The sequence below is a fragment of the Marinobacter sp. genome (assembly GCF_044799475.1).
Lineage (GTDB): Bacteria > Pseudomonadota > Gammaproteobacteria > Pseudomonadales > Oleiphilaceae > Marinobacter.
Window position 1 is genome coordinate 1,573,364 of sequence record NZ_CP085217.1, and the last position, 25,939, is coordinate 1,599,302.

Genomic DNA, 25,939 nt, shown 5'->3' on the forward strand with positions numbered 1-25,939 from the left:
ATAAAAAAGCCCCCGCGGTGCGGGGGCTTGGTTCTAGATTGCTTTTTCTGAGACGGTTTATTGAATGATTTCGGCTAGGGCGTCTTCCTTCGCTATAACAGTAACGTCCTGAACGCCAATGAACTCTAGGTCGTCTACTGTCTGGTTATCATCAGACTGGCACGCATAGGCGATGGTGTAGTCGCCGGCCGGCAGAAATGCAGCCTTGAAGCTAAACAGGCTTTCTTGCTCCTCATTGGTTACCGGCACTGCTACGACAGGGCCTTCCATCTTCTCGGTCTCGGGATTAAAGACGAGATCAGTCGGTGTTGTGCCGCTTCCTGCGTAAACGTAGACAGACCCGTCGTAGTCGCAGGCTTGGGGGGTGTCAGCCCGCTGGGCAGCGAGGTTAATGACGTCAACTTTCCCGACAATTGACCCAGCTTCAACATTGTCTATCAGACGATGGGAAGGCTTCAGCATGTATTTGTCACGGTTTGCCGGAGCATTTCCGCCGGCATTAAAGATGGACTTCTTGACATCAAAATCGATGGTAAAATCTGCAGAGCCACCAGCAGGAATTACGAAGCCGCCATTCAGCTTGAGTCCGGTTTGACGACCCGAAGGCAGGAACAGAAAGACTGGTGTCTCATTAACGTCTGATGCTTCAACAACGTATGGATCTGCGCCTAGGTGAAGTCGAATCCACTCATACTGACCTGCAGGGAATTCCTGGCCTTCGAAAAGCTGTGCAACCTTGCCGCCCTGGAAGTCGAGCAGGTTGATGTCCAATGCTTCTGCCAGTTCGATGGTTACGCTTTCGCCGTCTGCAGACTTCACTTCAACCGAAGTGATATTCAGGTTTGCCTGGCTCAGATCGGTTACCGGAGCATCTGTCAGACCCAGTGACATGGTCCCGGTAGAATCGCTATCACTGCTGCCACTTCCACCACACGCCGCCACTGCTGCTGCCAGTGCCGCAACTGTAAAACCCTTGATCAGTGCATTCTTCATAAATCGTCTCCGAAGGTTTGCCCGGTCGGTGAATGTCTCGCCGGGTTTTTTATGATCTGTCTGGTCACCTGGTACTCCTGCAGAGTTCGGCGCCTGAGAGTAGAACGTGCGCTGCCTTCGAAGCGTTCCCATTTATCGTGTTACTGTTTTTCTTTCTCGTGTTACCAAATGTACAGGAGCAATTTTTGCAGGATAGAGTCGGAATCCGGGCAGTCGGGCGTTTTTATGATATAAGGCGTTCTGAAACCAGAATCCGCAGGTTGCTGATGTGGCATTGATTCCTTTCAGGCGCTCGCGCGCGAAACAGTTTGAAGACTGCGTTCAACCCCACCTTGGGGCAATGTACCGGTTTGCTTACCGGCTTACCGGCCAGAGGGACGACGCGGAAGACCTGGTGCAGGATGTGCTGACAAAAGTTTTTCCAAAAGCGGATGAGCTGCTGGCAGTCGACCAGCCAGGCCCCTGGCTCAACCGGGTGCTTTACCGGCACTTTATAGACCTCACCCGGAAATACGCGCGTCAGGCCGATCGTCCAGCCAGCAGCATCATGTCCGAAGAGGTGGGGCGGGATTTTCTCGACAGCCTGGTAGACAGAGGAGTGGAGCCGGACCGCCAGCTGGACAGCGAGCAGCTGCGGCAGGCAATGGACAGGGCACTGACAGATCTGTCCCCCGACCACCGCAGCCTTCTTCTGTTGCATGACGTGGACGGATGGCGTCAGGAGGATATTGCCGAGGTTCTGGGTATCGCGGTAGGTACGGTCAAATCCCGCCTGCACAGGTGTCGCGCAGGTCTGAAAGAAAAAATTGGCGAGGAATTGGAACCTTTTCTCACCGGAACTCGTTTCAGGGATTGAGGTGATCGAAATGACAACGTGCCAGCAGGCCCACACATACATTGAACGCTCAGCCGCCGGAGAACTCACTGCCGCGGATGCCCGGGCTCTTGAACAGCATACTGCCAGCTGCCAGCCATGCGCCATCCGCCTGCGCTGGGAAAACCGGATCAGCGAGGAGCTGCAGCGTAATGAAATTCCGGCACCTGGGCCGGATTTCGAGGCCCGCGTGCTGGCGGCAGCAACCGGGCGCAGCTCTGCAGCGTCAGGCAGCAGAGGCCGCCGCAAGTGGGCGTCGCCGGTGGTGGGTGGAGCAGTTGCAGCTGCGCTGGCTTTGGGCCTGTTTCTGGGAAGCGGCATTGAAAACCAGGATTCTCCTGAAACCTTCGCTGCCAGTGGAAGTGGTCAGCAGGCTCAGGATGAAAACCCGACCAGTGTTCCCGGCTACCGGGAGCAGACGGTCAGGTTGGCCTTCAGTGCAAAGTCGGAGCTGGATGACGTCAGCCTTACCCTGGAACTGCCGGCCAATGTAGAGCTGGCAAGTTTTCCGGGTCATCGCGAACTGACCTGGCAGGTCGACCTCAAAGCGGGTGACAATGTTATCGCACTGCCCCTGCGCGTTGCCTGGCCCGAAGCCGGCGAGCTGGTGGCACATCTGGACGACGGTGAAAAACGTAAAACCTTCCGTGCCCCCATCCCGGGCATGGAATCACTGGATCAGGAGCCATCCTCATGAGCAGGATGAAAGGGAAGTATCGAGTGGACCGGCTGGTGTATGCCGTCGCGGCAATCTGTCTCATGCTGGCCTCGGGCGGTGTGATGGCTCAGGAAAATGATCTGGATGTGACCATGCGCATGGTCGTTGACGATGAGGATCTTTCCGGTCGCGTTGTACAGGAGCTGCAACTGCCGGAGCCCGCCGGGATTCGGAGTCGCGAAGGCCAGCCCGGTGCCGCCGGCCGTGAGAGAGCCGCTGAAGCCAGGGAGCGTGGCCGCGCCCTGGGCCGGGAGATATCAGAGGAAGCCAGGAGTAACCGCAGTGAGCTCCGCCGGGGCAGTCCCGACGAGGGCATTGAGCTGCCCTCGGCCAGCAGACCGGACATGGGTAACGAACTACCGGAGCCCGGGCCTGGCTCAGGGCGCGATGGGCTCCCTGATATGGACATGAAACCGCAACCGGACGCTGGCAACCCCCGCTAACCCAGACTGAATTCAGCGATTCCCGCCTGCCAATGAGCATTGGGAATCATTGAGATCCTGCTATACTTCAACCGGTATCAATATCCCGTTCTGCGGGGCCTCCGGTAGGAGTTCTGTTTGGCCCGTTTTTCCTGTCAATACCCACTGAGCCTTCTTGTCTGCGCCTTGCTTGCGGCACCTTTGTCCGCTGACGATGCTGCATCCGGCGCGTCTGTGTCGTCAGCCCTTTCGTCTGTGAGAGAGGGGGTGCAGGCGTTTAATCAGGGCGACCTGACTCGCGCCAGACTCCTGCTGGAACAGGCCCTGTCCAAAGGACTGGAAAGCGCGTCCCTGCGCTACAACCTTGGGGTGGTTTATTACCGGCTGGAGCTTTACGACCGGTCCCGGGAACAGTTCCGGATTCTCCTCGATACGCCCCACCGTGATCTTGCACTCTATAACCTCGGACTGATCTCACAGGCGGAAGAAGATCACCGCCAGGCCCGGGACTATTTTACCGAAGTTGCAGAACATGCGGAGCAGGAGAAACTGCGCAAACTCGCGCTGCTGCAACTGGAGGACCAGGCAGACACCCGGGTTTTTCCAGCTCCCTGGTCGGGCTTTGCTTCACTGGGTCCTGGCTACGAAGACAACCTTGCCCTTCTGCCGGACGACGCCGCGACGGATCTGTCGGACACTTTCAATGATGGCTTTGTGGTGGCCGCGGGGCCGCTATGGGAACTGAACGGTCGGGCGGATCGGGCAGATTCCATCAACCTGTCCGGCAGCGCTTTTCGCCGTCACTACCATTCGGAGAGTGACTACAGCAACGATGCCCTCCAGGCGGCGGTATCCTGGGTTTCCCGGGGCCGCACAGACCGCTATCAGTTTGGTCTCCAGCAGTCCTGGTTCAGAATTGGCGGTGAAAACCGGGAATTCCATACGACGCTGGATCTCAAATACAGAAAGGCCGGCTGTCTCGGTGTGGCCGGAGGTCGCTGCGATCTGGGAGCAAATCTGTCTCTGGTGAATCCGTCTGATGGCTTTGAAGCCTATGAGGGCACCCGTTATTTCTTTCAGGGTGGCTATCTCTACCAATGGGACCAGTGGGAGGCGCATTCCCGCATCCGTCTGGAATTCAATGACAGGGATGATCTGAGACAGGGCGATCAGTTCATCAGCGTGTCACCCAGGCGCCAGGAGCTTGAAGCCGGCCTTGATTTTCATGGTTTCGGACAGCTGTCCGTGGGCGGGTGGCTGGGTTTCCGCTACAGCGACTACCCGGATGATTACGAATTGCTGGAGGCTTCAGGGGTGGAGGCCGGACGGCGGACAGAACAGCGGTATTCGGTGAGTCTGAGATCAGACTACGCCCTGTCATCGCAATGGTCGGTTTCAGCTGAAGCTATCTACCGCAGAAATGACAGCTCACTGGAGCAGTTCACATACGATAACTACATCACCCAGCTAAGCTTGGGTTACCTCTTCTGATGTTCCGTTTTCGTTTTTCTGTGGTTTCAGGGGCGGCAAACTGCAACTGCCGTCCCTGAAATATTTCTTTCAGGTCAGAGGCCAGCGTTCCTCAGACGATTGGCCTGCTGGCGGAACACGGTTTTCGGATCTGTCTCAAACAGGCTGTGAAGGCCGATGGCCTGGTTCACTTCGTCCAGGTGGTTCATGAAGTAATTGTCCCGGATGACCCTGCCGAAGTGATTGCTGCACCGCCCCACCAGGCCGTCATTGGCGCTGAAGCCGAAAGCCAGGCTTGTAGCGCCCAGTAAGGCGTCGGAGGGGTCAAAAGCGTTGGTCAGCACGCCGGTCCCGCCCCAGGAATAAAAACGCACGCCGCTGGATGAGTAGGCACCTTCACCGCAGGAGGTGGCGGGAACACCAGCCGGCGCAAAGCGGTTGAATTCGTTGCTGCCCTGGGTTGTCAGGGAGTAGAGGCTGGAACGCAGATTCTGGTCAAAGCCGCCGCCGGAGAGAAGATCAATCAGGCCGCCCAGGGCGTCGCCCAGTTTTGCTGCCAGGCTTTCCGCAGGAGAGCCATAGATGAGGTCAGCAACCGGAGATCCTTTATGGGGAGAACCCACTGAGGTGACGGAGGCGACCAGGTCCGGCCGTACCCGTGCGACATAGCGTGCCGTTGGGCCGCCATGGCTGTGGCCGATCAGATTGACCTTGCCGTGGACGGCCGCAATGGCCTGGATCTGGGGGAGCAGGGCTTCACCGCGGGCGATGGTGCTGTCCAGCGCGGGAACCTGAGTAGTGTAGACGTCGGCACCATAACGGCGGAGTTCTTCCGGGATGCCGTACCAGTAATCTATGCCGGCAATGGAATCGAAACCAAACATGCCGTGTACCAGCACAATCGGGTAACGGGTATCTGTGTAGTTTGAGGGAGTCCACCACCAGGACATGGCGGGGGCTGACCACGTCAGTACGCTTACCAGGGCTAATGCCTTGATCCAGTGTTTCATTGCTTGCACCTTTCGTCAGTCTGCTTTTGTCTTTGTTATCAAACTGCGTCGGGGCCGCGTCGAGGCTCCTGTCAATCCTGGATAGCGTCTGTTTACTCGTTCCTGGTTCTGGAAGGGTGCCTTGACCCACGGGCTTCCCTGCTCTGACGCTGCATCAGACTGTGCTGATCAGATTGTCGCAGTCAGTGCGTCTGTTGTGAAACAGAGTTCATTTTTTGAACAGGAAGATACTTATGTCAACAAAGCTTGCACAAAATTCAGCCAGAGGGCCTTCCGGTGTGACGCGGTTCACAGGCATGGCCCGGAAAGACAGGGTTTCCGGGCCATGCCAGCAGCGAATCAGGCCAGCGAATCAGGTCAGAGTGTGGCCATGACTTTTTCCGCAGCGCGGATGGTGTGTTCGACGTCGTCATCCGATAAAACCGCGCAGATGAACCCGGCTTCGAATGCCGAGGGAGCCAGGTAGACACCTTCTTTCAGCATGCCCTGGAAAAAGGCTTTGAAACGCTCCACATCACAGGCCATGACCTGGTCAAAGCGGGTGACGCTGCGCTCTTCAGTGAAGAAGAATCCAAACATGCCCCCCGCACCCTGCACCGTTAGCGGAATGCCGGTTTTGTTGGCCGCGGCCCGCAGGCCATTCTGTACGGCAAGGCTTTTCGCCCCCAGCGCGTCATGGAAACCTGGCTCGGAAATAGCCATCAACGTGGTCAGGCCTGCGGTCATGGCCAGGGGATTGCCGGAGAGAGTGCCGGCCTGGTAAACCGGGCCCAGAGGCGAGATGTGTTCCATGATGTCCCGTTTGCCGCCGAAGGCCCCTACCGGCAGGCCCCCACCAATGATCTTGCCCAGAGCCGTGAGGTCCGGCGTCACATCGTAGTACTCCTGGGCCCCACCCAGGGCTACCCGAAAGCCGGTCATGACTTCATCGAAGATGAGCACCGCTCCGGACTCGTTGCATACCTCCCTCAATCCCTGCAGGAAGCCGGGTACCGGCGGAATACAGTTCATGTTGCCCGCGACAGGTTCTACTATGACACCGGCAATCTGGTCGCCCATTTCAGCGAAGACCTTTCTCACGCCCTCAATGTCATTGAAGTCCAGCGTCAGCGTGTGCTCGGCCAGGCTGGCCGGGATACCGGGTGAGTTGGGTACGCCAAGAGTCAGGGCTCCGGAGCCGGCTTTTACCAGCAATGAATCCACGTGGCCGTGGTAGCAGCCTTCGAATTTCACGATCTTGTCCCGGCCGGTATAGCCGCGGGCCAGCCGGATGGCGCTCATGGTGGCCTCGGTGCCCGAGTTGACCATGCGCACCAGATCAATGGAGGGCATCAGCTCGCAGACTTTCTTCGCCATTGCTGTTTCGATAGCCGTAGGCGCGCCGTAGCCTACACCCAGGTCGATCTGGGCATGGAGCGCATCCTTGATGCGCTGGTCGCCATGACCAAGAATCATCGGCCCCCAGGAGCCGATGTAATCGATGTAGCGGCGGTCGTCCTCATCGTACAGATAAGCTCCCTGGGCATGTTTGAAGAACAACGGTGTTCCGCCTACACCACGAAATGCCCGTACCGGAGAATTGACGCCCCCCGGAATATATTTCTGTGCCTGTTCAAAAAGATCTTCGGATTGCGTCATGGGTCAGAACTCCCCGGGTTGGAATGTGAATCGGATAACGTGTTGTTTGCCGGATCATGGAAATGCAAGCCGGCAAAATCAGTCTGCAGCCAGATGATGCTGTCGGATCAGTTCTGAAAGCTGCCTGGCGCGCTTTTCTGTGTCGCCCTCTCCGAACAGACCACCGACTACGGCGAGGCAGTCAGCGCCGGCCTCGATCAGGGGTCCGCCATTTTCGGCAGTGATGCCGCCAATGGCAACCAGGGGCAGATCCCACCTCCGGGCCTGTCCCAGTATTTTGGGGTCTGCCGGGAAGGCTCCTGGCTTGGTGCCGGATGGATAAAAGCGGCCAAAAGCCAGGTAATCCGCCGAGGCTGCAACAGCCTTTTCCGCCAGTGCCAGGCTTCCATGACAGGTCGCTCCGATAATTGCCTTGTCTCCCAGCAAAGCCCGGGCATCAGCAAGGGAGGTATCGGTCTGGCCAAGGTGAACACCGGCTGCGCCTACCTGGTGAGCAAGCTTCGGGTCGTCGTTGATGATCAGGGGTACGCCGGCTTCCTGGCAAATAGCCTGCAGGCCTTCGGCCTGATGCAGGCGTTCGCTGACGGTGCTGATCTTGTCCCGGTACTGAACCATCACCGCGCCCCCCCGAAGGGCTGCTGCCACTTCAGTGAGCAGCCGTTGTCCCGGCATCATTTCCGTATCAGTGATGGCATAGAGGCCGGGCCGAATACCTTTGTGGAACACTAGGTGCTTTCCGTCCTGCTGCGATCGGGTACGGGCTGGCCCTGTCCCACTTCAAGTGCATTGCGGATGGCCTCCAGCACGAACAGCTGTGCCCGGTCGATGGCGTTTTCCAGGGACAGGCCTTTGGCCCTTCCAGCTGCAATGGCGGCCGCCAGGGTGCAGCCGCTTCCGTGATATTCCCCGCCAATCCGCTCCAGCGGCCATTCCTCCGTGCGACGGTTCTCCCGGTGAAGAATATTGATGATCTGCTCTCCGGTTCCATGCCCGCCGGTGGCTAAAACGGAATGGCAGCCACCGGAAAGAAGCTGCACTGCAGCTTTTTCCGGGTCGTCGCTGTTGCCCAGCAAGGCCAGTTCGACACCATTCGGCGTTATCACATCCGCCAGGGGGAAGAGGCGGCTCCGCATGCGGTCTATCAGCGCTTCGTCTGCGAGGTCGCCACCGCCGGCAGCCTTGATGACCGGGTCCACAATCAGCGGTATGTCTGGATAACGGTCAAGAAAACGTACCAGCACGTCCACGACATCGGCATTGCCCAGGGCACCGGTTTTGATGGCCTGAAAAGGCGTATCCGCCGCAAGGCAGGCCAGTTGTTGTTCTATGAGGCCAGCATCCACAGGCGCACTGTTGTAGACATTTTTCGTGTCCTGAACAGTGAGGCAGGTAAGGACGGGCAGGGGATGGCAGCCCAGTGCCGTGACCGCCTGAATGTCGGCCTGGATGCCGGCGCCGCCGGAGGGATCGAGTCCGGAAAGAATCAGTACCTGGGGGCGTTGTTGGAGTTTGATGTCCGGGTCTCCTTTTTACTCGGAAGAATTGCTTTCAGAAAGGTCTGACAGTGGCAAGTATCACCACGGCCACCAGCACCAGTACCGGCATTTCATTGAACCACCGGTAGAATACATGGCTCCGCCGATTCTGGTCATCCCGGAAGACCTTTACCAGGTGACCGCAGTAGAAATGATAGCCGATCAGCAGCAGTACCAGCACCAGCTTTGCGTGCAGCCAGCTCTGGCTGAGGTAACCCGACGGATTGTAGCCGATCAGCCAGAGGCCAAACACGACCGTTGCAATCATGGACGGGGTGGTAATGCCACGATAGAGCTTCCTCTCCATGATCTTGAATCTTTCTCTTCCTGGCTGGTCGGAGCAGTCCGCATGGTAGACGAAGAGCCGCGGCAGGTAGAACAGGCCCGCAAACCAGCACACCATGGAAATGATATGAAACGCCTTTACCCAAAGCATGGAAATTCCTCTGATCTGAACTATCAGTCGGTGTGACCGGTGGACGATTCCGCCGGCGCCGGACGCGATTGCAGCATCAGGTGCCCTTGTATTTGTAGTAGCTCTCGATATCGGATTTCAGCACCACACCATAAATGCGCTGGATCATCGGTGCTACATGTCTTTGCACATAAAGCGCTTCCGCCTGGGTGCTTTCAAAGATATCAAGCGCTTCCTCCAGTGTGGCCTGGTACTGAACCGAGGCAAGGTCCCGTCGATTGGCAGGAATTTCCATCAGGTCGACGGTGTCATCCTCCGCCGGCTCCGCTGCCGTTGCCTCGGTTTCCTGCACCGGCGCATCCAGGTGCCTCGCCAGATCTGCAGCGGGCAACAGGGCTGTTGGGCCCTTGCTGCCCTCAACAATCAACCATTTGGGTTCAGCCCTGAGGATATCCCTGGCCTTCTCTCTCGACAGCTTTCGTTCACTCCTTACTATGCTCCGGTCCATGATCGCCCCCACCGAAACCCGCCGCAGGGCCTGGATGACCGGCGAGTTCTGGTAGCTCATGCCCTGGTTTTTGAGGATTGTCAGAAAAAAGGACTTCTGGCCAAATACCTCGCTGGTAATCAGACTCGCGCTTGTGATGATCAGCATTCCAGGAAGAATGATGTTGGGGTTCCGGGTCAGCTCCATCAGTGCCATGAGGGCCGCCAGTGGCGCCTGCAGCACGGCCCCCATCATGGCCCCCATCCCCAGCATGGCGTAGAAGCCAACAGACGAGGCAGTATCCGGTGCAGCGCTGGCGCCAATCAGACCCATGGCGCCGCCAAGGGTGGCACCAATGAAAATGGTCGGGCCAATGACGCCGCTGGGCATGCCGAGACCAATGGTGACGGCGGTTATCACCAGTTTGGCAACGCCAGCTGCCAGCAGGAGCCAGAAGGGAAGCTCATTGCCAATGGTCTGCTGTACCGTGTCGTAACCAATGCCCATGACCTCCGGGATGGCCAGGGCGAAGGGCACCATGAGCAGGCCGGCGATAGTCAGTCGTAACAGTACAGGCCGGTGCTGAAAACCGGCACTGATTGACATCAGCTTGATCATCGCCGCGGCGGCAACACCGATGAGTACGGCGATCGCCAGTATCCAGGGAATCTCCAGCAGGGAATTCATGGTCAGGGGAGGCACGGTGAAGGCCGGTGCAGGTCCATACGTGGCCTGGGCGATGACTGCGGAGCTGACAGAGGCCAGAATGATGGGGGTAAAACCCGCGATGGTGTATTCCATCATGACCACTTCCATCGCAAATATGACCCCTGCGATGGGGGTGTTGAAAGAGGCGGAGATGGCCGCGGCGCAGCCACAGGCAACCAGGGTGCGTATGCTGTTATTGGGCAGCTTCATCCATTGCCCCATAAGGCTGGAAAAAGATGCGCCCAGGTGAACGGCCGGCCCTTCCCGGCCCGCCGACTGACCAGTCACAATTGTCGTGACCCCTACTACAAACTGGACGATGGCACTGCGAAGGTTGATATAGCCCTGGTGGTAATTCAGCCGCTCCATGACATGCACAACACCGACCTTCCGATCCTGGCTGGCCATGCGGTGGAAGAAAATCCCCAGACCGACTGCTCCTATCAGAGGCAGCAGGCCCCGGGTCAGTATGTCCAGCTCCTCGAAAGACTCCGAGCCCGCGCCCGGGAGCAGAAACCGCAGCGGAAACTCAATGGCAAACCGGAAAGCCAGGATGACGCCCCCGGTCACCAGGCCCGAAAGCAGGCCCAGGAGGGCAAGCTGCGGCAGCGCGTCCACATCGGACAGCCGCCGGCGGAACATTGGAACCAGCTTGTCAGTAATCCTGCGTCTGAGCTTTCGCATTGAATTTCCGGATGATTGGGGATGGCGCGCTGGATGTTAAACGTATTGTAACCGTCGCGGCTCTGGTCGCAATGTGTCACTGCAGTATCATGATAGACTATGTGGCCGCCCCGGTTTTGCAGAAGCCTGGTGTTTTCCCGGCGGCATCGGAACGGCAACTTTACTGGTAACGGAGGTTTGAGTGATCAGGGTAGGCATTGTGGGTGGTACCGGCTACACCGGGGTTGAACTGCTACGGATTCTGGCAGCGCATCCCGAGGTTGAGGTGACGCAGATTACCTCACGCTCGGAAGCCGGACTGGCTGTGGCTGACCTCTACCCCAACCTGCGGGGACATTTCGATCTCAGGTTTACCGAGCCGGATGTCAAAGTCCTGGGTGACTGTGATCTGGTGTTCTTTGCCACTCCTCACGGTGTGGCCATGCGAATGGTCCCCGAGCTGATGGCCAGGGGCACACGAGTGGTGGACCTGTCTGCCGACTTCCGTCTGAGGGACCTTGAGCTCTGGGCCTCCTGGTACGGAATGCCTCACGAAAGCGCTGAATGGGCGGAGAAAGCCGCGTATGGCTTGCCGGAAGTTTTCCGGAGTGAAATCCGGGAAGCCCAGTTGGTGGCGAACCCGGGCTGCTATCCCACAGCTGTCCAGCTGGGCTTTCTGCCGCTGCTCGAGTCCGGCCTTGTGGACTCCTCACGGTTGATTGCGGATGCCAAATCCGGGGCAAGCGGTGCCGGACGTCAGGCAAGTGTTGGAACCCTGCACGGCGAGATGGGTGAGAGTTTCAAGGCCTATGGGGCTTCCGGCCACCGCCACCTTCCGGAAATCCGCCAGGGGCTGATGAGCGCCGCACACGGTCAGGATGTGGGAGTGACTTTCGTCCCCCACCTGGTGCCCATGATCCGGGGTATTGAGGCAACCCTCTATGCCGAGCTTCGGGTGCCTGGTGATTTTGACCGGCTTCAGGACCTCTACGAGCAGCGTTTCAGCAATGAACCATTTGTGGATGTGATGCCCTTTGGCAGCCATCCGGAAACACGAAGCGTCCGTGGCGCAAATACCTGCCGCATGGCTCTGCACCGGCAGGGAGACAGTTCCATGGTGATCGTGTCATCGGTTATCGACAATCTTGTGAAAGGGGCGGCCGGCCAGGCTGTTCAGAACATGAATATCATGTTTGGCCTGGACGAAACCCTTGCCCTCAATCTTCCTGCTTTGCTGCCATAGGCCATTTCGTGACGGGCGACAAAAATCACGATGAATACGTTGTTATCCGTCATCGACCGGGTTACCGATTACGGCGCACGGCGATCCTTCTGGTGTTTTCAGTTGTTTCGGCGGTACTGGGATACACGGCGGGCGTGAACGAGAAGGGATTTCGCCTCGCTGGTCTGGTTGAGACGAAGGCCGAGCTGAGAAGTGAGCTGGAAAGCCTGCGGGAAGCCCATCGTGATTCGCAGCAGCGACTGATCGCGTTTGAGCGTGGCACGAGCATGGATGAGCACGCCCTCAATCAGGCCAGACGGACCATCGCGGCTCTGGAAACCAGAATCTCAGACCTCCGGGCGGACCTGACATTTTACCGGAACATTATGGCGCCTTCAGAAACAAGCACTGGCCTCCAGGTCGACCAGCTGACTCTGCGCCCGGATCGGTCGGGGGATGGTTACAGTTTCAAACTGGTTCTGACGCAGATTGGCAACAACAAAAACTACATCTCAGGCGTGGTCGCGGTAAACGTGATTGGCAGGAGAGACGGAGAAAAAGAAGTCATAGCGCTCCGGGATCTCTCGCAGGACATTGATGAGCTCGGGATAAAGTTCCGTTTTCGCTATTTTCAGGATATTGAAGGTGGGCTTTCCCTCCCGGACGGTTTCGAGCCGCTGGAAGTGCAGGCGGTGGCTCAGGCCAAGGGCGCGAGATCGACCAAGGCAGAGCGTACATTTGATTGGGCAACTCTGACGGAGAAATAGCCATGTTTGGCAGCAAAAAGCAGAAGCCACGACGTCCAGTGGGCAACTTTGACACCCTGGTTTCCCGCAAGACTTCCATATCAGGGGATGTTCATTTTTCCGGCGGTCTCCATATAGATGGCAGAATTGAAGGCAAGGTGATCGCTGAGGAGGGGAGCGATGCCGTGCTGAGGATATCGGAGGCCGGGCGGATTGAAGGGGATATCATGGCGCCCCATGTGATCATCAATGGTACGGTGGAGGGTGACGTGTATGCCGGAGCCCACCTTGAGCTGGCAGCCAGGGCTGTGATCCATGGGAGCGTTTATTACAACCTCCTGGAGATGGCGATGGGCGCTGAGGTGAACGGTAATCTTGTCCACCGGAAAGAGCCTGTTGGGCTTCTCCGGCAGGATGCCCAGGCCCCCAGGCCTCACGAAGATGAGTCCGGCATAACCGGTACGAGAGAAGCCGATGAAATCGGATCCGGGAAAGATTCCGGGGAATAGTTGATTGTTTTGGTCAGGAATACGATAATCGATCAGACATCGCACAACGAAGACCACCGGAGGCGAGCTTGAGTCTTGTTCAGGAACAAATGCCGACACCGCTGTTTTTCAGCGAAAGCGCGGCTGCAAAAGTACGTGAACTGGTAGAAGAGGAGGAAAATCCTGACCTGAAACTGCGGGTTTTTGTAACTGGTGGCGGATGTTCCGGCTTCCAGTACGGATTTTCCTTCGATGACAACCAGGACGACGACGATACAGCTATTGAAAACAGCGGTGTCACCCTGCTGGTTGACCCGATGAGCTATCAGTATCTGATCGGCGCCACCATTGTTTACGAAGAGGGGCTTCAGGGCTCCCAGTTCATCGTCCAGAATCCAAATGCCAGCTCAACCTGCGGCTGTGGATCATCATTCAGCATCTGACGTCTGCCAGCACAGGTGGAAAACGCCAGTCCGGTCAGGGCTGGTAGATCGCCCCCAGAATACGCTTGCCCCGGGCTCCGGTGACTTTCGGCAGGTTGCCGGTGTTGGCGTTCAGGGTCTGCCTTGCAAGCCAGCCGAAGGCCGTCGCTTCCACCCATTGAGGATCCATCCCCAGGGCGTCAGTTGAAGCAATCTGATGGCGTGGGCATGCCTGGGTGAGCGCTGCCACCAGTTCCGGATTTCTTACACCACCGCCGCAAAGGTAAACCATTTCGGCAGGCAGTTCGTCCAGCTGCTGGGCAATGGTGGTCACCGTAAGCTGAAGCAGGGTTCGCTGCACGTCTGCCATTGAAAGCTCCGGGTGGCGTGAAAGTACCGTCTGGATCCAGGCCAGATTGAACTTCTCCTTGCCGGTGCTCTTCGGAGCTGCCTGGGCGAAATAGCCGTCGCTGAGCATGTCCTCCAGCAGATCTTCATTTATCTCGCCTTCCTGGGCCAGCCTGCCGTTTTCATCGTAATGTCGTCCGGTGTGATGGTGACACCACGCGTCCATCAGGGCATTGCCGGGGCCCGTATCAAAGCCGGATGCCTGATCAGGATCGTCACCAGGCAGCCAGCTGATATTGGCAATGCCTCCGATATTGACAATACAGCGGTTCTCGCCGCTTTTACCAAAGAAAGCGCGGTGGAAGGCCGGAACAAGGGGGGCTCCCTCGCCACCTGCTGCCATGTCCCGGCGGCGAAAATCGGCGATCGTGGCAATGCCGGTTTGTTCAACAATAATGTTGGGGTCGCCTAACTGCAGCGAAAAACTGCATTGGCCACGTGGCTGGTGACGGATGGTCTGGCCATGGCTGCCAATGGCAGCTATCTCACTGGAGGTCAGGTTCCCGGCTTCCATCACCCGCTGGGCTGCTTCACCGAACAGCACGCCCAGTTGGTGATCCATTTCTCCGATTTCATCCGGACCTCCCTGATTCTGGCTCAGACGATGCAGTCGCTCGCGCAGGTCATGAGGGTAGGGGACAGAATGGGTGGCATGCAGCTTGAGGCCCTGATCGGGGAACGACACCAGCGCGGCGTCAATGCCATCCATGCTGGTGCCAGACATCAGGCCTATGTAACAGGCCTCCGATTGCATTTTATTCTCCCCGTGCGAGGGTAATGCGGCGGGTATCCTGATAGGTTTCCAGTTGAGCCAGCATCCCATTGGTAGCTGCTCTGAAGTGAGCCAGTCGGGCCTTGGGGATGGGAGCTGCATCCGGAAGCTTAACTGTAACCGGGTTGCGGTGGGCTCCATTCACCCTGAATTCATAGTGCAGGTGAGGGCCAGTGGCAAGACCGGTTGAGCCCACGTAGCCAATAATCTGACCCTGTTTGACATATTTTCCGGAGCGGATTCCGGGCGTGAAGCCGTTCATGTGTCCATAGAGAGTGGTGATGTTGTTGCCGTGCTGGAGTACCACTGCTTTGCCATAACCGCCTTTGCGGCCGGCAAGTATCACTTTCCCGTCTCCTGCTGCCTTGATTGGCGTGCCCGTTCTGGCAGCATAATCCGTGCCCTTGTGAGCACGAATTGTATTAAGAACCGGATGGCGGCGTTTCAGATTGAAATTGGACGATATGCGGGCGAAGTCCACTGGCGTGCGTAGAAATTCCTTGCGCATGCTGCGGCCGTCAGGTGCGAAATAGTCGCTCACTCCGTTCTCATCGGTATAAAGCACAGCACTCAGTTCGCGGTCCCGGTTATGAAAGGTCGCCGCGAGAATACGGCCGTTATCAATTTTCTCCCCATCGAGAAACAGTTCTTCGTAAACGACGCTGAATCGGTCACCTTTGCGGATGTCCAGCACAAAATCGATATCCCAGCCGAAAATGCCTGCCAGCTCCATGGTCAGCTTGTCGGTCAGGCCCGCAGATTGGCCAGCGCCAAAAAGGGAACTGTAGATCTCCGCTTCAGCAAAGGTGTTCCGGACCTCGGGTTCCCTTATCACCCGCTCTCCAACGAAGCCCGTGTCAGTACGCTCGACCAGTAGTGATTCCAGCCGGGATCTCTGCAACCGGATCGCCGCCAGTTCACCCTCACCGTCAGTCGCAAAGGAGATGGCCTCTCCTGCGTAAAGACGCTGGATTTTGTCAGCCTCACCTTCGCCGTGGATGACAGAGAGCATCAGGCCATCTGAAAAGCCGGCTTTTTTGAACAGACCGGAAAGACTGTCGCCGGATTTGACCAGGTAATCTGTCCAGGTGAGCTGGGATTCCTGTTTCTTCTGCTCCATTTCCGCCACAAGGGCTATGTCTTCGACAATCTCCTTGCGCAAAGATTGGGCTTCCATGCTCTCCAGATTTTCCTCACCGCCCTCCTGTGCCAGCTCTGCGGTTTCATCAATTACGGGTTCAGGAGCGGATTCGCTCAGGTTCTGGAGGCGTGCTGAGGCTGGCTGCTCAGTCACCTGGCCGGTCTCAAGGTCCAGTGATACTGACAGTCTTCTGGCTTCAACATCGGAACTTGGGCTGAAGATTGCCGCGACGCTGATAGCGGCGCCGGCCATGAAAACTGCAGCCAGATGCTTTTTGGGGAAGGTCTTGAGCACGTTTTTAACCTGTTTTAGCCGTTAATTCTGTAAGTTGTGAAAAATTATTAAAGTCGCAATTCAAGTATAGAGCAACCCAAACCCTAAAAAAATGGATGTACCGAAACCGTAATGTTCCTGCCTTTCGGCAGCCCGGCACAGTCAAAGCTTTTCTCGCCACGCTTGTTATAATGCCCGGCCTGTTTGTTTTCGGCTGACCAGTTTATGAGCAGTACGAACTCTAGCAGGGTTTGAGGTAACGCTCAGCGTTATTTTGTTGGGGTCTGTAACTGCCGGCACCTACTTTTCGCAACTGTAATATAGGGGAACCAGGGCTCATGTCATCAATCGATGAGGCGCTCGCTGTTATCAAGCGTGGTGTAGATGAATTGCTTCCGGAAGAAGAGCTGGTTGAAAAGCTCAGGCTCGGCCGCCCACTCCGTATTAAGGCGGGTTTCGATCCGACCGCGCCCGACCTCCATCTGGGTCACACTGTTCTGATCAACAAATTACGGCAGTTCCAGGATCTGGGTCACGAGGTCATGTTCCTGATCGGCGACTTTACCGGAAAGATTGGCGATCCTACTGGTAAAAGCGCGACCCGACCGCCCCTTACCGATGAACAGATAGCGCAGAATGCCCGAACCTATAAAGAGCAGGTGTTCAAGATCCTCGACCCAGCCAGGACCCGGGTGGTATTCAATTCCGAATGGATGAGCCGGATGAGCGCAGCGGATATGATCCGGATTGCCGGTCAGTATACGGTTGCGCGCATGCTGGAGCGGGATGACTTCACCAAGCGCTACCGGGCAGAGCAGCCAATCGCCATTCATGAGTTCCTGTACCCGCTGGTGCAGGGTTATGACTCCGTGGCCATGGAGGCCGACGTTGAGCTTGGGGGCACAGATCAGAAGTTCAATCTACTGATGGGGCGTATCCTCCAGAAGCATTATGGTCAGGCCCCGCAGGTCATTCTGACAATGCCGATACTCGAGGGTCTCGATGGCGTGCAGAAAATGTCCAAGTCCCTTGGTAACTATATAGGGGTAAATGATGCTCCGGGCGAGATGTACACGAAATTGCTCTCGATTCCGGACCAGCTGCTCTGGCGCTACTTTGAGCTGCTCAGTTTCCGTCCCCTGGCTGAGGTGGCCGAATACCGCCAGGCTGTGGACGCTGGTGCCAATCCCCAGGAATTCAAAAAACTTCTGGCCGAGGAGATCATTACCCGATTCCATAACGAAGAGGCGGCCCGGTCTGCACACAAGTCAGCGGGTAACCGTGTTGCGCTGGGAGAGATTCCTGAGAATGTCCCGGTTGTTGAAGTGTCACTCGAGGGTCAGCCGCAGTTGCCCATAGCATCCGTGCTCAGGCTTGCAGGTCTGGTAAAGAATGGCGCAGCAGCAAAAGACGTGCTTGGTCGGGGCGCTGTGTATGTAAATGGAGAGCAGGCCGCTCCGGACAGGCAGTTTGTGCAGGGAGAAGACTGTGTGCTGCAGGCGGGCAAAAAGAAAATTGCCCGGGTTTTGATCACGGAATAGGCACTTTGCGGTTTTTTCAAGGAATCCCTGAAAACCTCGTTGACACCACCGGCTGTGTCTGTAGAATGCGCATCTCCTTCGGGGCAACAGGCGTTACGCCGGGCCGGAGGAGTCTGTTAACAGGTTGATTTGATTGAACATATTGATAATCAGATTTAGCAGTTGACAGGCACGGGGAACGCTGTAAAATGCGCACCTCGATTGAGCCAAACGGCTCCGCTCTTTAAAAAGTTGATCAAGTAATTCGTGTGGGCGCTGGCTGTGATGTTTCGACAAGAAATATCAAGACAGTGACTCGTCGAATTTGAGTTTTGTCTTGAGCAGAAATTGAAGCTTCGGCTTCTGTATGATTTAAACTGAAGAGTTTGATCATGGCTCAGATTGAACGCTGGCGGCAGGCTTAACACATGCAAGTCGAGCGGTAACAGGTCCTTCGGGATGCTGACGAGCGGCGGACGGGTGAGTAATGCATAGGAATCTGCCTGATAGTGGGGGATAGCCCGGGGAAACCCGGATTAATACCGCGTACGCCCTTCGGGGGAAAGCAGGGGATCTTCGGACCTTGCGCTATCGGATGAGCCTATGCCGGATTAGCTAGTTGGTGGGGTAAAGGCCTACCAAGGCGACGATCCGTAGCTGGTCTGAGAGGATGATCAGCCACATCGGGACTGAGACACGGCCCGAACTCCTACGGGAGGCAGCAGTGGGGAATATTGGACAATGGGGGCAACCCTGATCCAGCCATGCCGCGTGTGTGAAGAAGGCTTTCGGGTTGTAAAGCACTTTCAGTGGGGAGGAAGGCTCGGCGATTAATACTCGCCGGGATTGACGTTACCCACAGAAGAAGCACCGGCTAACTCCGTGCCAGCAGCCGCGGTAATACGGAGGGTGCAAGCGTTAATCGGAATTACTGGGCGTAAAGCGCGCGTAGGTGGTTTGATAAGCGAGATGTGAAAGCCCCGGGCTTAACCTGGGAACGGCATTTCGAACTGTCAGGCTAGAGTGTGGTAGAGGGTAGTGGAATTTCCTGTGTAGCGGTGAAATGCGTAGATATAGGAAGGAACACCAGTGGCGAAGGCGGCTACCTGGACCAACACTGACACTGAGGTGCGAAAGCGTGGGGAGCAAACAGGATTAGATACCCTGGTAGTCCACGCCGTAAACGATGTCAACTAGCCGTTGGGGATCTTGAATCCTTAGTGGCGCAGCTAACGCACTAAGTTGACCGCCTGGGGAGTACGGCCGCAAGGTTAAAACTCAAATGAATTGACGGGGGCCCGCACAAGCGGTGGAGCATGTGGTTTAATTCGACGCAACGCGAAGAACCTTACCTGGCCTTGACATGCTGAGAATCCTGCAGAGATGCGGGAGTGCCTTCGGGAACTCAGACACAGGTGCTGCATGGCCGTCGTCAGCTCGTGTCGTGAGATGTTGGGTTAAGTCCCGTAACGAGCGCAACCCCTATCCCTAGTTGCCAGCACGTAAAGGTGGGAACTCTAGGGAGACTGCCGGTGACAAACCGGAGGAAGGTGGGGATGACGTCAGGTCATCATGGCCCTTACGGCCAGGGCTACACACGTGCTACAATGGCGCGCACAGAGGGCTGCAAACCCGCGAGGGGGAGCCAATCTCAGAAAACGCGTCGTAGTCCGGATCGCAGTCTGCAACTCGACTGCGTGAAGTCGGAATCGCTAGTAATCGCGAATCAGAATGTCGCGGTGAATACGTTCCCGGGCCTTGTACACACCGCCCGTCACACCATGGGAGTGGATTGCACCAGAAGTGGTTAGTCTAACCTTCGGGAGGACGATCACCACGGTGTGGTTCATGACTGGGGTGAAGTCGTAACAAGGTAGCCGTAGGGGAACCTGCGGCTGGATCACCTCCTTAAACGAAGTCGGCCATCACGGTCAGAGTCCACACGAATTACTTGATCAGCAGAAGAGAGCAAAGGGTCTTTCAGGCCCGAACTGGCTTGTCCGGGAGGACAGGCAAAGCCGGGTCTGTAGCTCAGTTGGTTAGAGCGCACCCCTGATAAGGGTGAGGTCGGTGGTTCAAATCCACCCAGACCCACCAAAATTGCGTTATCCGTCGTTATCGTAACGTTCACGTGCTACTCGCACGCTACACGTTCCGATGCCTAGGCTAACCCAATTTTCCGGGAGTGCTTGAACCACTGGTTTGAGACGATCGCGGAGGCGCCGGACAGGTTTCGTTAATCCAGGCGCAGCGGGAGCGAGTGAAGGAGTGACCCTCGATGGGTCATGACTGAAGCGAGCGAGTGTTGCAACGCCGAGTAACGGAAGCTGGACAAGCATCCGGGGCTATAGCTCAGCTGGGAGAGCGCCTGCCTTGCACGCAGGAGGTCAGCGGTTCGATCCCGCTTAGCTCCACCAAAACCTGAAAGATACACATTGCCTGAACCGCCCCCTGGGTTGGATCAGTGTACAGAAACGAATGTTTCAGTTTCATGAAGCCTTCCTTTCTGATCACTGGGTCAGAACTGCTCTTTAAAAATACGGACAAGATTGAAACATCCGAGAGGATGGATTCCCTGACTGGCAGTCAGGCCTTCGGGCCGGATTGATGGTGAGGGGTCTGTTCATCTCAAATGATAACGATCAAGCGTTATCCGGTGTTGTCGTTGAAGTGTTGTTTATGACTTCCAGCGACTGTCCTGTAACTGTCTTCACCTTTGGGTGAGGTGCGGTTGCCTGTCAGTTGTCTTGGGGTTATATAGTCAAGCAACTAAGCGCATACGGTGGATGCCTTGGCAGTCAGAGGCGATGAAAGACGTTGAAGCCTGCGATAAGGCTCGGGGAGCTGGCAAACAAGCTGTGATCCGGGCATCTCTGAATGGGGAAACCCACCTGGTTTCGGCCAGGTACTGTGCACTGAATACATAGGTGTACAGGGCGAACCGGGGGAACTGAAACATCTAAGTACCCCGAGGAAAAGAAATCAACCGAGATTCCCTAAGTAGCGGCGAGCGAACGGGGACTAGCCCTTAAGCTGGACAACTGGTAGGAGAAGGTTCTGGAAAGGACCGCCATAGTGGGTGATAGCCCCGTATCCGAAACCTGAGTTCAGTGAAAACGAGTAGGACGGGACACGTGATATCCTGTCTGAACATGGGGGGACCATCCTCCAAGGCTAAATACTCCTGACTGACCGATAGTGAACCAGTACCGTGAGGGAAAGGCGAAAAGAACCCCTGTGAGGGGAGTGAAATAGATCCTGAAACCGTATGCGTACAAGCAGTCGGAGCGGACTTGTTCCGTGACGGCGTACCTTTTGTATAATGGGTCAGCGACTTATGTTCAGTGGCGAGGTTAACCGTATAGGGGAGCCGTAGGGAAACCGAGTCTGAATAGGGCGAATCAGTCGCTGGATATAGACCCGAAACCGGGCGATCTATCCATGAGCAGGTTGAAGGTGCGGTAACACGCACTGGAGGACCGAACCCACTGTCGTTGAAAAGCCAGGGGATGACTTGTGGATCGGAGTGAAAGGCTAATCAAGCCCGGAGATAGCTGGTTCTCCCCGAAAGCTATTTAGGTAGCGCCTCGGACGAATACCACTGGGGGTAGAGCACTGTTTCGGCTAGGGGGTCATCTCGACTTACCAACCCGATGCAAACTCCGAATACCAGTGAGTACTATCCGGGAGACACACGGCGGGTGCTAACGTCCGTCGTGAAGAGGGAAACAACCCAGACCGCCAGCTAAGGTCCCGAAATTCCAGTTAAGTGGGAAACGATGTGGGAAGGCTCAGACAGCTAGGAGGTTGGCTTAGAAGCAGCCATCCTTTAAAGAAAGCGTAATAGCTCACTAGTCGAGTCGGCCTGCGCGGAAGATGTAACGGGGCTCAAACTGGATACCGAAGCTGCGGCTGTGCACGCAAGTGCACGGGGTAGGGGAGCGTTCTGTAAGCCTGTGAAGGTGGGTTGAGAAGCCTGCTGGAGGTATCAGAAGTGCGAATGCTGACATGAGTAACGACAATGGGAGTGAAAAACTCCCACGCCGGAAGACCAAGGTTTCCTGCGCAACGCTAATCGGCGCAGGGTGAGTCGGCCCCTAAGGCGAGACCGAAAGGTGTAGTCGATGGGAAACGGGTTAATATTCCCGTACCTCGCGTGACTGCGATGGAGAGACGGAGAAGGCTAGGTGAGTCGGGCGATGGTTGTCCCGATTTAAGTATGTAGGCAGGGGGATCAGGCAAATCCGGTCCCTCAATGTCGAGATACGAACACCAGCGCCCTTTGAGGGCGCCAGGTCATTGATGCCATGCTTCCAGGAAAATCTTCTAAGCTTCAGGTCACGTGGGACCGTACCCCAAACCGACACAGGTGGTCAGGTAGAGAATACCAAGGCGCTTGAGAGAACTCGGGTAAAGGAACTAGGCAAAATGGTGCCGTAACTTCGGGAGAAGGCACGCCGGTGGTATGTGAAGTCCCTTGCGGGCGGAGCAGAAGCCGGTCGAAGATACCAGGCCCCTGCGACTGTTTATTAAAAACACAGCACTGTGCAAACACGAAAGTGGACGTATACGGTGTGACGCCTGCCCGGTGCCGGAAGGTTAATTGATGGGGTTAGTCTTCGGACGAAGCTCTTGATCGAAGCCCCGGTAAACGGCGGCCGTAACTATAACGGTCCTAAGGTAGCGAAATTCCTTGTCGGGTAAGTTCCGACCTGCACGAATGGCGTAACGATGGGGGCGCTGTCTCTACCCGAGACTCAGTGAAATTGAAATCGCCGTGAAGATGCGGTGTATCCGCGGCTAGACGGAAAGACCCCGTGAACCTTTACTATAGCTTCACAGTGAACTTTGAGCAGTCTTGTGTAGGATAGCTGGGAGGCTTTGAAGCGGTGACGCCAGTCATCGTGGAGCCAACCTTGAAATACCAGCCTGGACTGTTTGAGGTTCTAACTTCGTCCCCTTATCGGGGATAAGGACACTGTGTGGTGGGTAGTTTGACTGGGGCGGTCTCCTCCTAAAGCGTAACGGAGGAGCACAAAGGTGGGCTAAGCACGGTCGGACATCGTGCGGTTAGTGTAATGGCACAAGCCCGCTTGACTGCGAGACAGACACGTCGAGCAGGTGCGAAAGCAGGTCATAGTGATCCGGTGGTTCTGTATGGAAGGGCCATCGCTCAACGGATAAAAGGTACTCCGGGGATAACAGGCTGATACCGCCCAAGAGTTCACATCGACGGCGGTGTTTGGCACCTCGATGTCGGCTCATCACATCCTGGGGCTGAAGCCGGTCCCAAGGGTATGGCTGTTCGCCATTTAAAGTGGTACGCGAGCTGGGTTTAGAACGTCGTGAGACAGTTCGGTCCCTATCTGCCGTGGACGTTGGAGATTTGAGGAAAGCTGCTCCTAGTACGAGAGGACCGGAGTGGACGAACCTCTGGTGTTCGGGTTGTCACGCCAGTGGCATTGCCCGGTAGCTATGTTCGGACAGGATAACCGCTGAAAGCATCTAAGCGGGAAGCCCCTTCCAAGATGAGATCTCCCTGGACCCTTGAGGTCCCTGAAGAGCCGTTCAAGACCAGGACGTTGATAGGCCGGGTGTGTAAGCGCTGCGAGGCGTTGAGCTAACCGGTACTAATTGCTCGTGAGGCTTGACTATATAACACCCAAGACAACTGCGGATGACGCCGCGATCGTTATCAGAACACCCGTTTCAATCCTGTCCTTCCCAGTGATCAACCGTTTTGCCTGACGACCATAGCGGTCTGGAACCACCTGATCCCATCCCGAACTCAGAAGTGAAACAGACCAGCGCCGATGGTAGTGTGGCTTCTGCCCATGTGAGAGTAGGTCATCGTCAGGCTCCCAAATATCGAAAACCCCAGTACCACCCGGTACTGGGGTTTTTTTATGGCCTGTGAAAAGTCCGGCGAACAATCCATGCTGTCCCCAATCTATGACGCTGCGCACAGTGAGGCTTCGCTCACCAGGATAAGATTGGTTACAAGTTGGTCAAGAAAAATAACAATTGGCAGGTCAGACAGGCTCATCAAACGATCAACAGCGAGCTTGATGTTCTCGAACTCGGTCGGTCTGACCGGGATGGAGAGACGGCTGGTACATCTGACGTGTTAATCAACGATTTTGCACTCGGCTACATAACAGCCAGGCTTACTTTGACGAGAACCGGGAGGCGCCGCGGCCGGGATTTTGACTGGCTCGACGATGTAAAAAATACAGACCCAGTCCACCGATTTCATACGGGCAACAGCGGGAGCGTTTTCCAATATTCCAAATGGTGCATTGGGGTGAGTCTCAATGAAGCACTTAATGGCGTCCAGGGCTACCGCACGGAGTATATAGATCGAGGGCGGGGGCTGTTTTAGGGAATGGAATCAATGATCAAAATGCTGCAAATGAAAGGCAAGGCCGTAGTGCTGGTATCTGCCGCGCTGTTTGCCGGCGAGTCTGCCCGGGCGGACATGAAAAGCCTTTCCGAGACAGAGCTTGCCGAAGTCGATGGTGCCGGCATCGGTATGGTTCTGGAGGACTTCAAGTTTGCCCATGGAACGGATGTCGAGAACGGACGCATTTTCAGGATCGGAGGCCTTAAAAGCACTGATGGGCGGGATGTGGAGGTTGTGGTAAACAAACTCTATATTTCAGGCTCAGGCAGTAATTACGGCGAGAACCTGGGGTCTGTTAACCTGGGGCGCCTGGTCAACCCTTACACTATCGATCTTGTTGACGGCAATACGATTGGGGTGGCCGACAAGGCCGTTATGCAATTTGCCGCCCCCACCATGGTTGCTGCATCCCAGGGTTTTGACTGCATGAGCGCATCAGCGCTAGCTGGGTCAGGCACCTGTTCGAGTCGGCCCGCGACCGCTGATTTTCATGGCGAACGGCCGGACATCGGGCTGCAGATGGATGTGGCTGTTGGAACCGATCAGTCGGCAAATATCAATATCCACGCCCAGAGTGCTGTAATCGACGGCAGCTATATTCGGCTGTGGGGCGATAATAGCCGGCGTCAGATGGTCGGTCAGTTCAAGCTGAATTTTTACACGCCCGAACTTTCAATCAATGCATGTGACCAGGATGGCACAACCTGTGGTTCACGGATTACCATGCAAAATTTTGCCCTGGAACTTGCTCTGGGTAATCAGTTCCAGCCCATGTTCTTTGATGTGGATGGGTCAGGAAACTTCGTGGTCGAAGTTGCGGCCATTCCCAAACCGCAGGCCGGCACTATTGGCCCAGAGGGCTTAGTGACGGACAGCAACGAGGATACGTGGAACTTCTACAATGACTATTACACAAACCCTGACCATCGGAGCAACCTGACGATTGGCAATCTTTCGGTGGGCGACCGGGACTTTGGCTCCTCACGAATTGAAGGCATGTTGATCCAGCATCTCAAAATCGAGACAAAGGACCTTGCGCCATGATGCCCCGCATTTCGTTACCATTAGCTTTCGGACTGGCTCTGGCTGTCAGTCTTGTAACGACCGGGCCAGTTTATGCCGAACTGGCAAAGCTGGATGATGGTGATCTGGCCACGGTGTCTGGTCAGGGCGGCATTTACCTCTCGGGGGATGTGAGCATTAACGAACTGGGCGGGCCGGTCCAGAACAGCTATTTTGGCAGTTGCAGTGATACCACGAAAAAGTGCGGCGCCCGCCTGGCCTATCAACTGAAACAGGACGGTGGCTGGATGGTTCTGGATGATATCCGCGGCAAGTTCTCCTTCGAGGGGCTCACACTGCGTGTCCGGACCATTGACTCCGGGTTTGGCGGAGATGGTGCTCTGTTCAATCGTGATGTTCTCGAGGTAGGGCTGCCCAATATCGTCCGATACGACTCCGTCCAGTTCAAGATCGCTGCCAGCAGTACTGCGCGCCCCACCGACCCGGGGTTTCAGCAGACTGACATCTTGGCCATTGAGATGGAGGGCGACGTAGTGCTTGAGGGCAATCTGCTCGTTTTTCCAACTGGTAACCCCTGATGGGGAGTTT

Annotated in this window: 20 protein-coding genes, 2 tRNA genes and 3 rRNA genes; 16 read left to right on the forward strand and 9 right to left on the reverse strand. The window is 56.3% G+C overall.

What is annotated here, in order from left to right:
- Positions 1-57 precede the first annotated feature (57 nt).
- Positions 58-993, reverse strand: coding sequence for a DUF4382 domain-containing protein (locus LG327_RS07345; protein ID WP_404367880.1), 936 nt, complete (start codon positions 991-993; stop codon positions 58-60).
- Between the two features lie 268 nt (positions 994-1,261).
- On the opposite strand from LG327_RS07345, the gene LG327_RS07350 reads away from it, so the two are divergent.
- From LG327_RS07350 to LG327_RS07365, 4 genes are all read left to right on the forward strand, one after another.
- Positions 1,262-1,849, forward strand: coding sequence for an RNA polymerase sigma factor (locus LG327_RS07350; RefSeq protein ID WP_404367883.1), 588 nt, complete (start codon positions 1,262-1,264; stop codon positions 1,847-1,849).
- A gap of 10 nt (positions 1,850-1,859) precedes the next feature.
- Positions 1,860-2,564 carry an anti-sigma factor family protein gene (locus LG327_RS07355; protein ID WP_404367886.1) on the forward strand — a complete coding sequence of 235 codons (705 nt, stop codon included), beginning with the start codon at positions 1,860-1,862 and terminating at the stop codon, positions 2,562-2,564.
- On the forward strand, positions 2,561-3,028 hold the full coding sequence (locus tag LG327_RS07360) for a hypothetical protein (protein ID WP_404367889.1): 468 nt from the start codon (positions 2,561-2,563) through the stop codon (positions 3,026-3,028). The genes LG327_RS07355 and LG327_RS07360 overlap by 4 nt, the downstream gene beginning before the upstream one ends.
- Before the next feature lie 246 nt (positions 3,029-3,274).
- The gene (locus LG327_RS07365; protein WP_404367892.1) at positions 3,275-4,498 is read left to right on the forward strand and encodes a hypothetical protein; all 1,224 of its coding nucleotides are present in this window, start codon (positions 3,275-3,277) and stop codon (positions 4,496-4,498) included.
- A 74-nt stretch (positions 4,499-4,572) separates the two neighbouring features.
- Here LG327_RS07365 and LG327_RS07370 read toward each other — a convergent pair whose 3' ends face one another.
- From LG327_RS07370 to LG327_RS07395, 6 genes are all read right to left on the reverse strand, one after another.
- Positions 4,573-5,487: a lipase family alpha/beta hydrolase gene (locus LG327_RS07370; protein ID WP_404367895.1), complete on the reverse strand. Its 915-nt coding sequence runs from the start codon at positions 5,485-5,487 to the stop codon at positions 4,573-4,575.
- Positions 5,488-5,844: 357 nt separating this feature from the next.
- Complete coding sequence (gene hemL / locus LG327_RS07375) at positions 5,845-7,125, reverse strand: glutamate-1-semialdehyde 2,1-aminomutase (protein WP_404367898.1); 1,281 nt, start codon at positions 7,123-7,125, stop codon at positions 5,845-5,847.
- Between the two features lie 78 nt (positions 7,126-7,203).
- The gene (gene thiE / locus LG327_RS07380) at positions 7,204-7,800 is read right to left on the reverse strand and encodes a thiamine phosphate synthase (protein ID WP_404369275.1); all 597 of its coding nucleotides are present in this window, start codon (positions 7,798-7,800) and stop codon (positions 7,204-7,206) included.
- Between the two features lie 50 nt (positions 7,801-7,850).
- On the reverse strand, positions 7,851-8,612 hold the full coding sequence (gene thiD, locus LG327_RS07385) for a bifunctional hydroxymethylpyrimidine kinase/phosphomethylpyrimidine kinase (RefSeq protein WP_404369278.1): 762 nt from the start codon (positions 8,610-8,612) through the stop codon (positions 7,851-7,853).
- A gap of 61 nt (positions 8,613-8,673) precedes the next feature.
- Positions 8,674-9,102 carry a protoporphyrinogen oxidase HemJ gene (gene hemJ / locus LG327_RS07390; RefSeq protein ID WP_404369281.1) on the reverse strand — a complete coding sequence of 143 codons (429 nt, stop codon included), beginning with the start codon at positions 9,100-9,102 and terminating at the stop codon, positions 8,674-8,676.
- A 70-nt stretch (positions 9,103-9,172) separates the two neighbouring features.
- The gene (locus LG327_RS07395) at positions 9,173-10,954 is read right to left on the reverse strand and encodes a chloride channel protein (RefSeq protein WP_404367901.1); all 1,782 of its coding nucleotides are present in this window, start codon (positions 10,952-10,954) and stop codon (positions 9,173-9,175) included.
- 181 nt (positions 10,955-11,135) lie between these two features.
- Here LG327_RS07395 and argC point away from each other — a divergent pair, with 181 nt between their 5' ends.
- From argC to erpA, 4 genes are all read left to right on the forward strand, one after another.
- A complete protein-coding gene (argC, locus tag LG327_RS07400) occupies positions 11,136-12,176 on the forward strand; it encodes an N-acetyl-gamma-glutamyl-phosphate reductase (RefSeq protein ID WP_404367904.1) in 1,041 nt (346 codons plus the stop codon).
- Positions 12,177-12,184: 8 nt separating this feature from the next.
- Positions 12,185-12,922: a DUF6776 family protein gene (locus tag LG327_RS07405; RefSeq protein ID WP_404367907.1), complete on the forward strand. Its 738-nt coding sequence runs from the start codon at positions 12,185-12,187 to the stop codon at positions 12,920-12,922.
- A 2-nt stretch (positions 12,923-12,924) separates the two neighbouring features.
- Positions 12,925-13,410 (forward strand): polymer-forming cytoskeletal protein, encoded by a 486-nt coding sequence (locus LG327_RS07410; RefSeq protein WP_404367910.1) that lies wholly within the window; start codon positions 12,925-12,927, stop codon positions 13,408-13,410.
- 89 nt (positions 13,411-13,499) lie between these two features.
- Positions 13,500-13,832, forward strand: coding sequence for an iron-sulfur cluster insertion protein ErpA (gene erpA / locus LG327_RS07415; RefSeq protein WP_404369284.1), 333 nt, complete (start codon positions 13,500-13,502; stop codon positions 13,830-13,832).
- Between the two features lie 34 nt (positions 13,833-13,866).
- Here the strand turns inward: erpA and LG327_RS07420 are convergent, their stop codons facing one another.
- Both LG327_RS07420 and LG327_RS07425 read right to left on the reverse strand, forming a co-directional pair.
- Positions 13,867-14,973, reverse strand: coding sequence for an anhydro-N-acetylmuramic acid kinase (locus LG327_RS07420; RefSeq protein WP_404367913.1), 1,107 nt, complete (start codon positions 14,971-14,973; stop codon positions 13,867-13,869).
- A 1-nt stretch (position 14,974) separates the two neighbouring features.
- The gene (locus LG327_RS07425) at positions 14,975-16,426 is read right to left on the reverse strand and encodes an OapA family protein (protein WP_404367916.1); all 1,452 of its coding nucleotides are present in this window, start codon (positions 16,424-16,426) and stop codon (positions 14,975-14,977) included.
- Between the two features lie 317 nt (positions 16,427-16,743).
- Here LG327_RS07425 and tyrS point away from each other — a divergent pair, with 317 nt between their 5' ends.
- The 8 genes from tyrS (at position 16,744) to LG327_RS07465 (ending at position 25,929) form a co-directional block, all read left to right on the forward strand.
- On the forward strand, positions 16,744-17,946 hold the full coding sequence (gene tyrS / locus LG327_RS07430) for a tyrosine--tRNA ligase (protein ID WP_404367919.1): 1,203 nt from the start codon (positions 16,744-16,746) through the stop codon (positions 17,944-17,946).
- Positions 17,947-18,299: 353 nt separating this feature from the next.
- Positions 18,300-19,836, forward strand: a 16S ribosomal RNA gene (locus tag LG327_RS07435).
- 109 nt (positions 19,837-19,945) lie between these two features.
- Positions 19,946-20,022 (forward strand) — tRNA-Ile (locus LG327_RS07440).
- A 244-nt stretch (positions 20,023-20,266) separates the two neighbouring features.
- Positions 20,267-20,342, forward strand: a tRNA-Ala gene (locus tag LG327_RS07445).
- 342 nt (positions 20,343-20,684) lie between these two features.
- Positions 20,685-23,580 (forward strand): 23S ribosomal RNA (locus LG327_RS07450).
- Between the two features lie 88 nt (positions 23,581-23,668).
- Positions 23,669-23,784 (forward strand): 5S ribosomal RNA (gene rrf, locus LG327_RS07455).
- The 16S, 23S and 5S rRNA genes sit together here with 2 tRNA genes alongside, the layout of an rRNA operon.
- Positions 23,785-24,319: 535 nt before the next feature.
- The gene (locus tag LG327_RS07460; RefSeq protein ID WP_404367922.1) at positions 24,320-25,372 is read left to right on the forward strand and encodes a hypothetical protein; all 1,053 of its coding nucleotides are present in this window, start codon (positions 24,320-24,322) and stop codon (positions 25,370-25,372) included.
- A complete protein-coding gene (locus LG327_RS07465; RefSeq protein ID WP_404367925.1) occupies positions 25,369-25,929 on the forward strand; it encodes a hypothetical protein in 561 nt (186 codons plus the stop codon). The genes LG327_RS07460 and LG327_RS07465 overlap by 4 nt, the downstream gene beginning before the upstream one ends.
- Positions 25,930-25,939: the final 10 nt, after the last annotated feature.

Bases quoted from the DNA above. Each gene is read 5' to 3' on its own strand.
- LG327_RS07345 (WP_404367880.1), bottom strand. From the start codon at position 993: ATGAAGAATGCACTGATCAAGGGTTTTACAGTTGCGGCACTGGCAGCA.
- LG327_RS07355 (WP_404367886.1), top strand. From the start codon at position 1,860: ATGACAACGTGCCAGCAGGCCCACACATACATTGAACGCTCAGCCGCC.
- LG327_RS07360 (WP_404367889.1), top strand. From the start codon at position 2,561: ATGAGCAGGATGAAAGGGAAGTATCGAGTGGACCGGCTGGTGTATGCC.
- LG327_RS07370 (WP_404367895.1), bottom strand. From the start codon at position 5,487: ATGAAACACTGGATCAAGGCATTAGCCCTGGTAAGCGTACTGACGTGG.
- hemL (WP_404367898.1), bottom strand. From the start codon at position 7,125: ATGACGCAATCCGAAGATCTTTTTGAACAGGCACAGAAATATATTCCG.
- thiE (WP_404369275.1), bottom strand. From the start codon at position 7,800: ATGATGCCGGGACAACGGCTGCTCACTGAAGTGGCAGCAGCCCTTCGG.
- LG327_RS07395 (WP_404367901.1), bottom strand. From the start codon at position 10,954: ATGCGAAAGCTCAGACGCAGGATTACTGACAAGCTGGTTCCAATGTTC.
- LG327_RS07410 (WP_404367910.1), top strand. From the start codon at position 12,925: ATGTTTGGCAGCAAAAAGCAGAAGCCACGACGTCCAGTGGGCAACTTT.
- erpA (WP_404369284.1), top strand. From the start codon at position 13,500: ATGCCGACACCGCTGTTTTTCAGCGAAAGCGCGGCTGCAAAAGTACGT.
- LG327_RS07420 (WP_404367913.1), bottom strand. From the start codon at position 14,973: ATGCAATCGGAGGCCTGTTACATAGGCCTGATGTCTGGCACCAGCATG.
- tyrS (WP_404367919.1), top strand. From the start codon at position 16,744: ATGTCATCAATCGATGAGGCGCTCGCTGTTATCAAGCGTGGTGTAGAT.
- LG327_RS07460 (WP_404367922.1), top strand. From the start codon at position 24,320: ATGATCAAAATGCTGCAAATGAAAGGCAAGGCCGTAGTGCTGGTATCT.
- LG327_RS07465 (WP_404367925.1), top strand. From the start codon at position 25,369: ATGATGCCCCGCATTTCGTTACCATTAGCTTTCGGACTGGCTCTGGCT.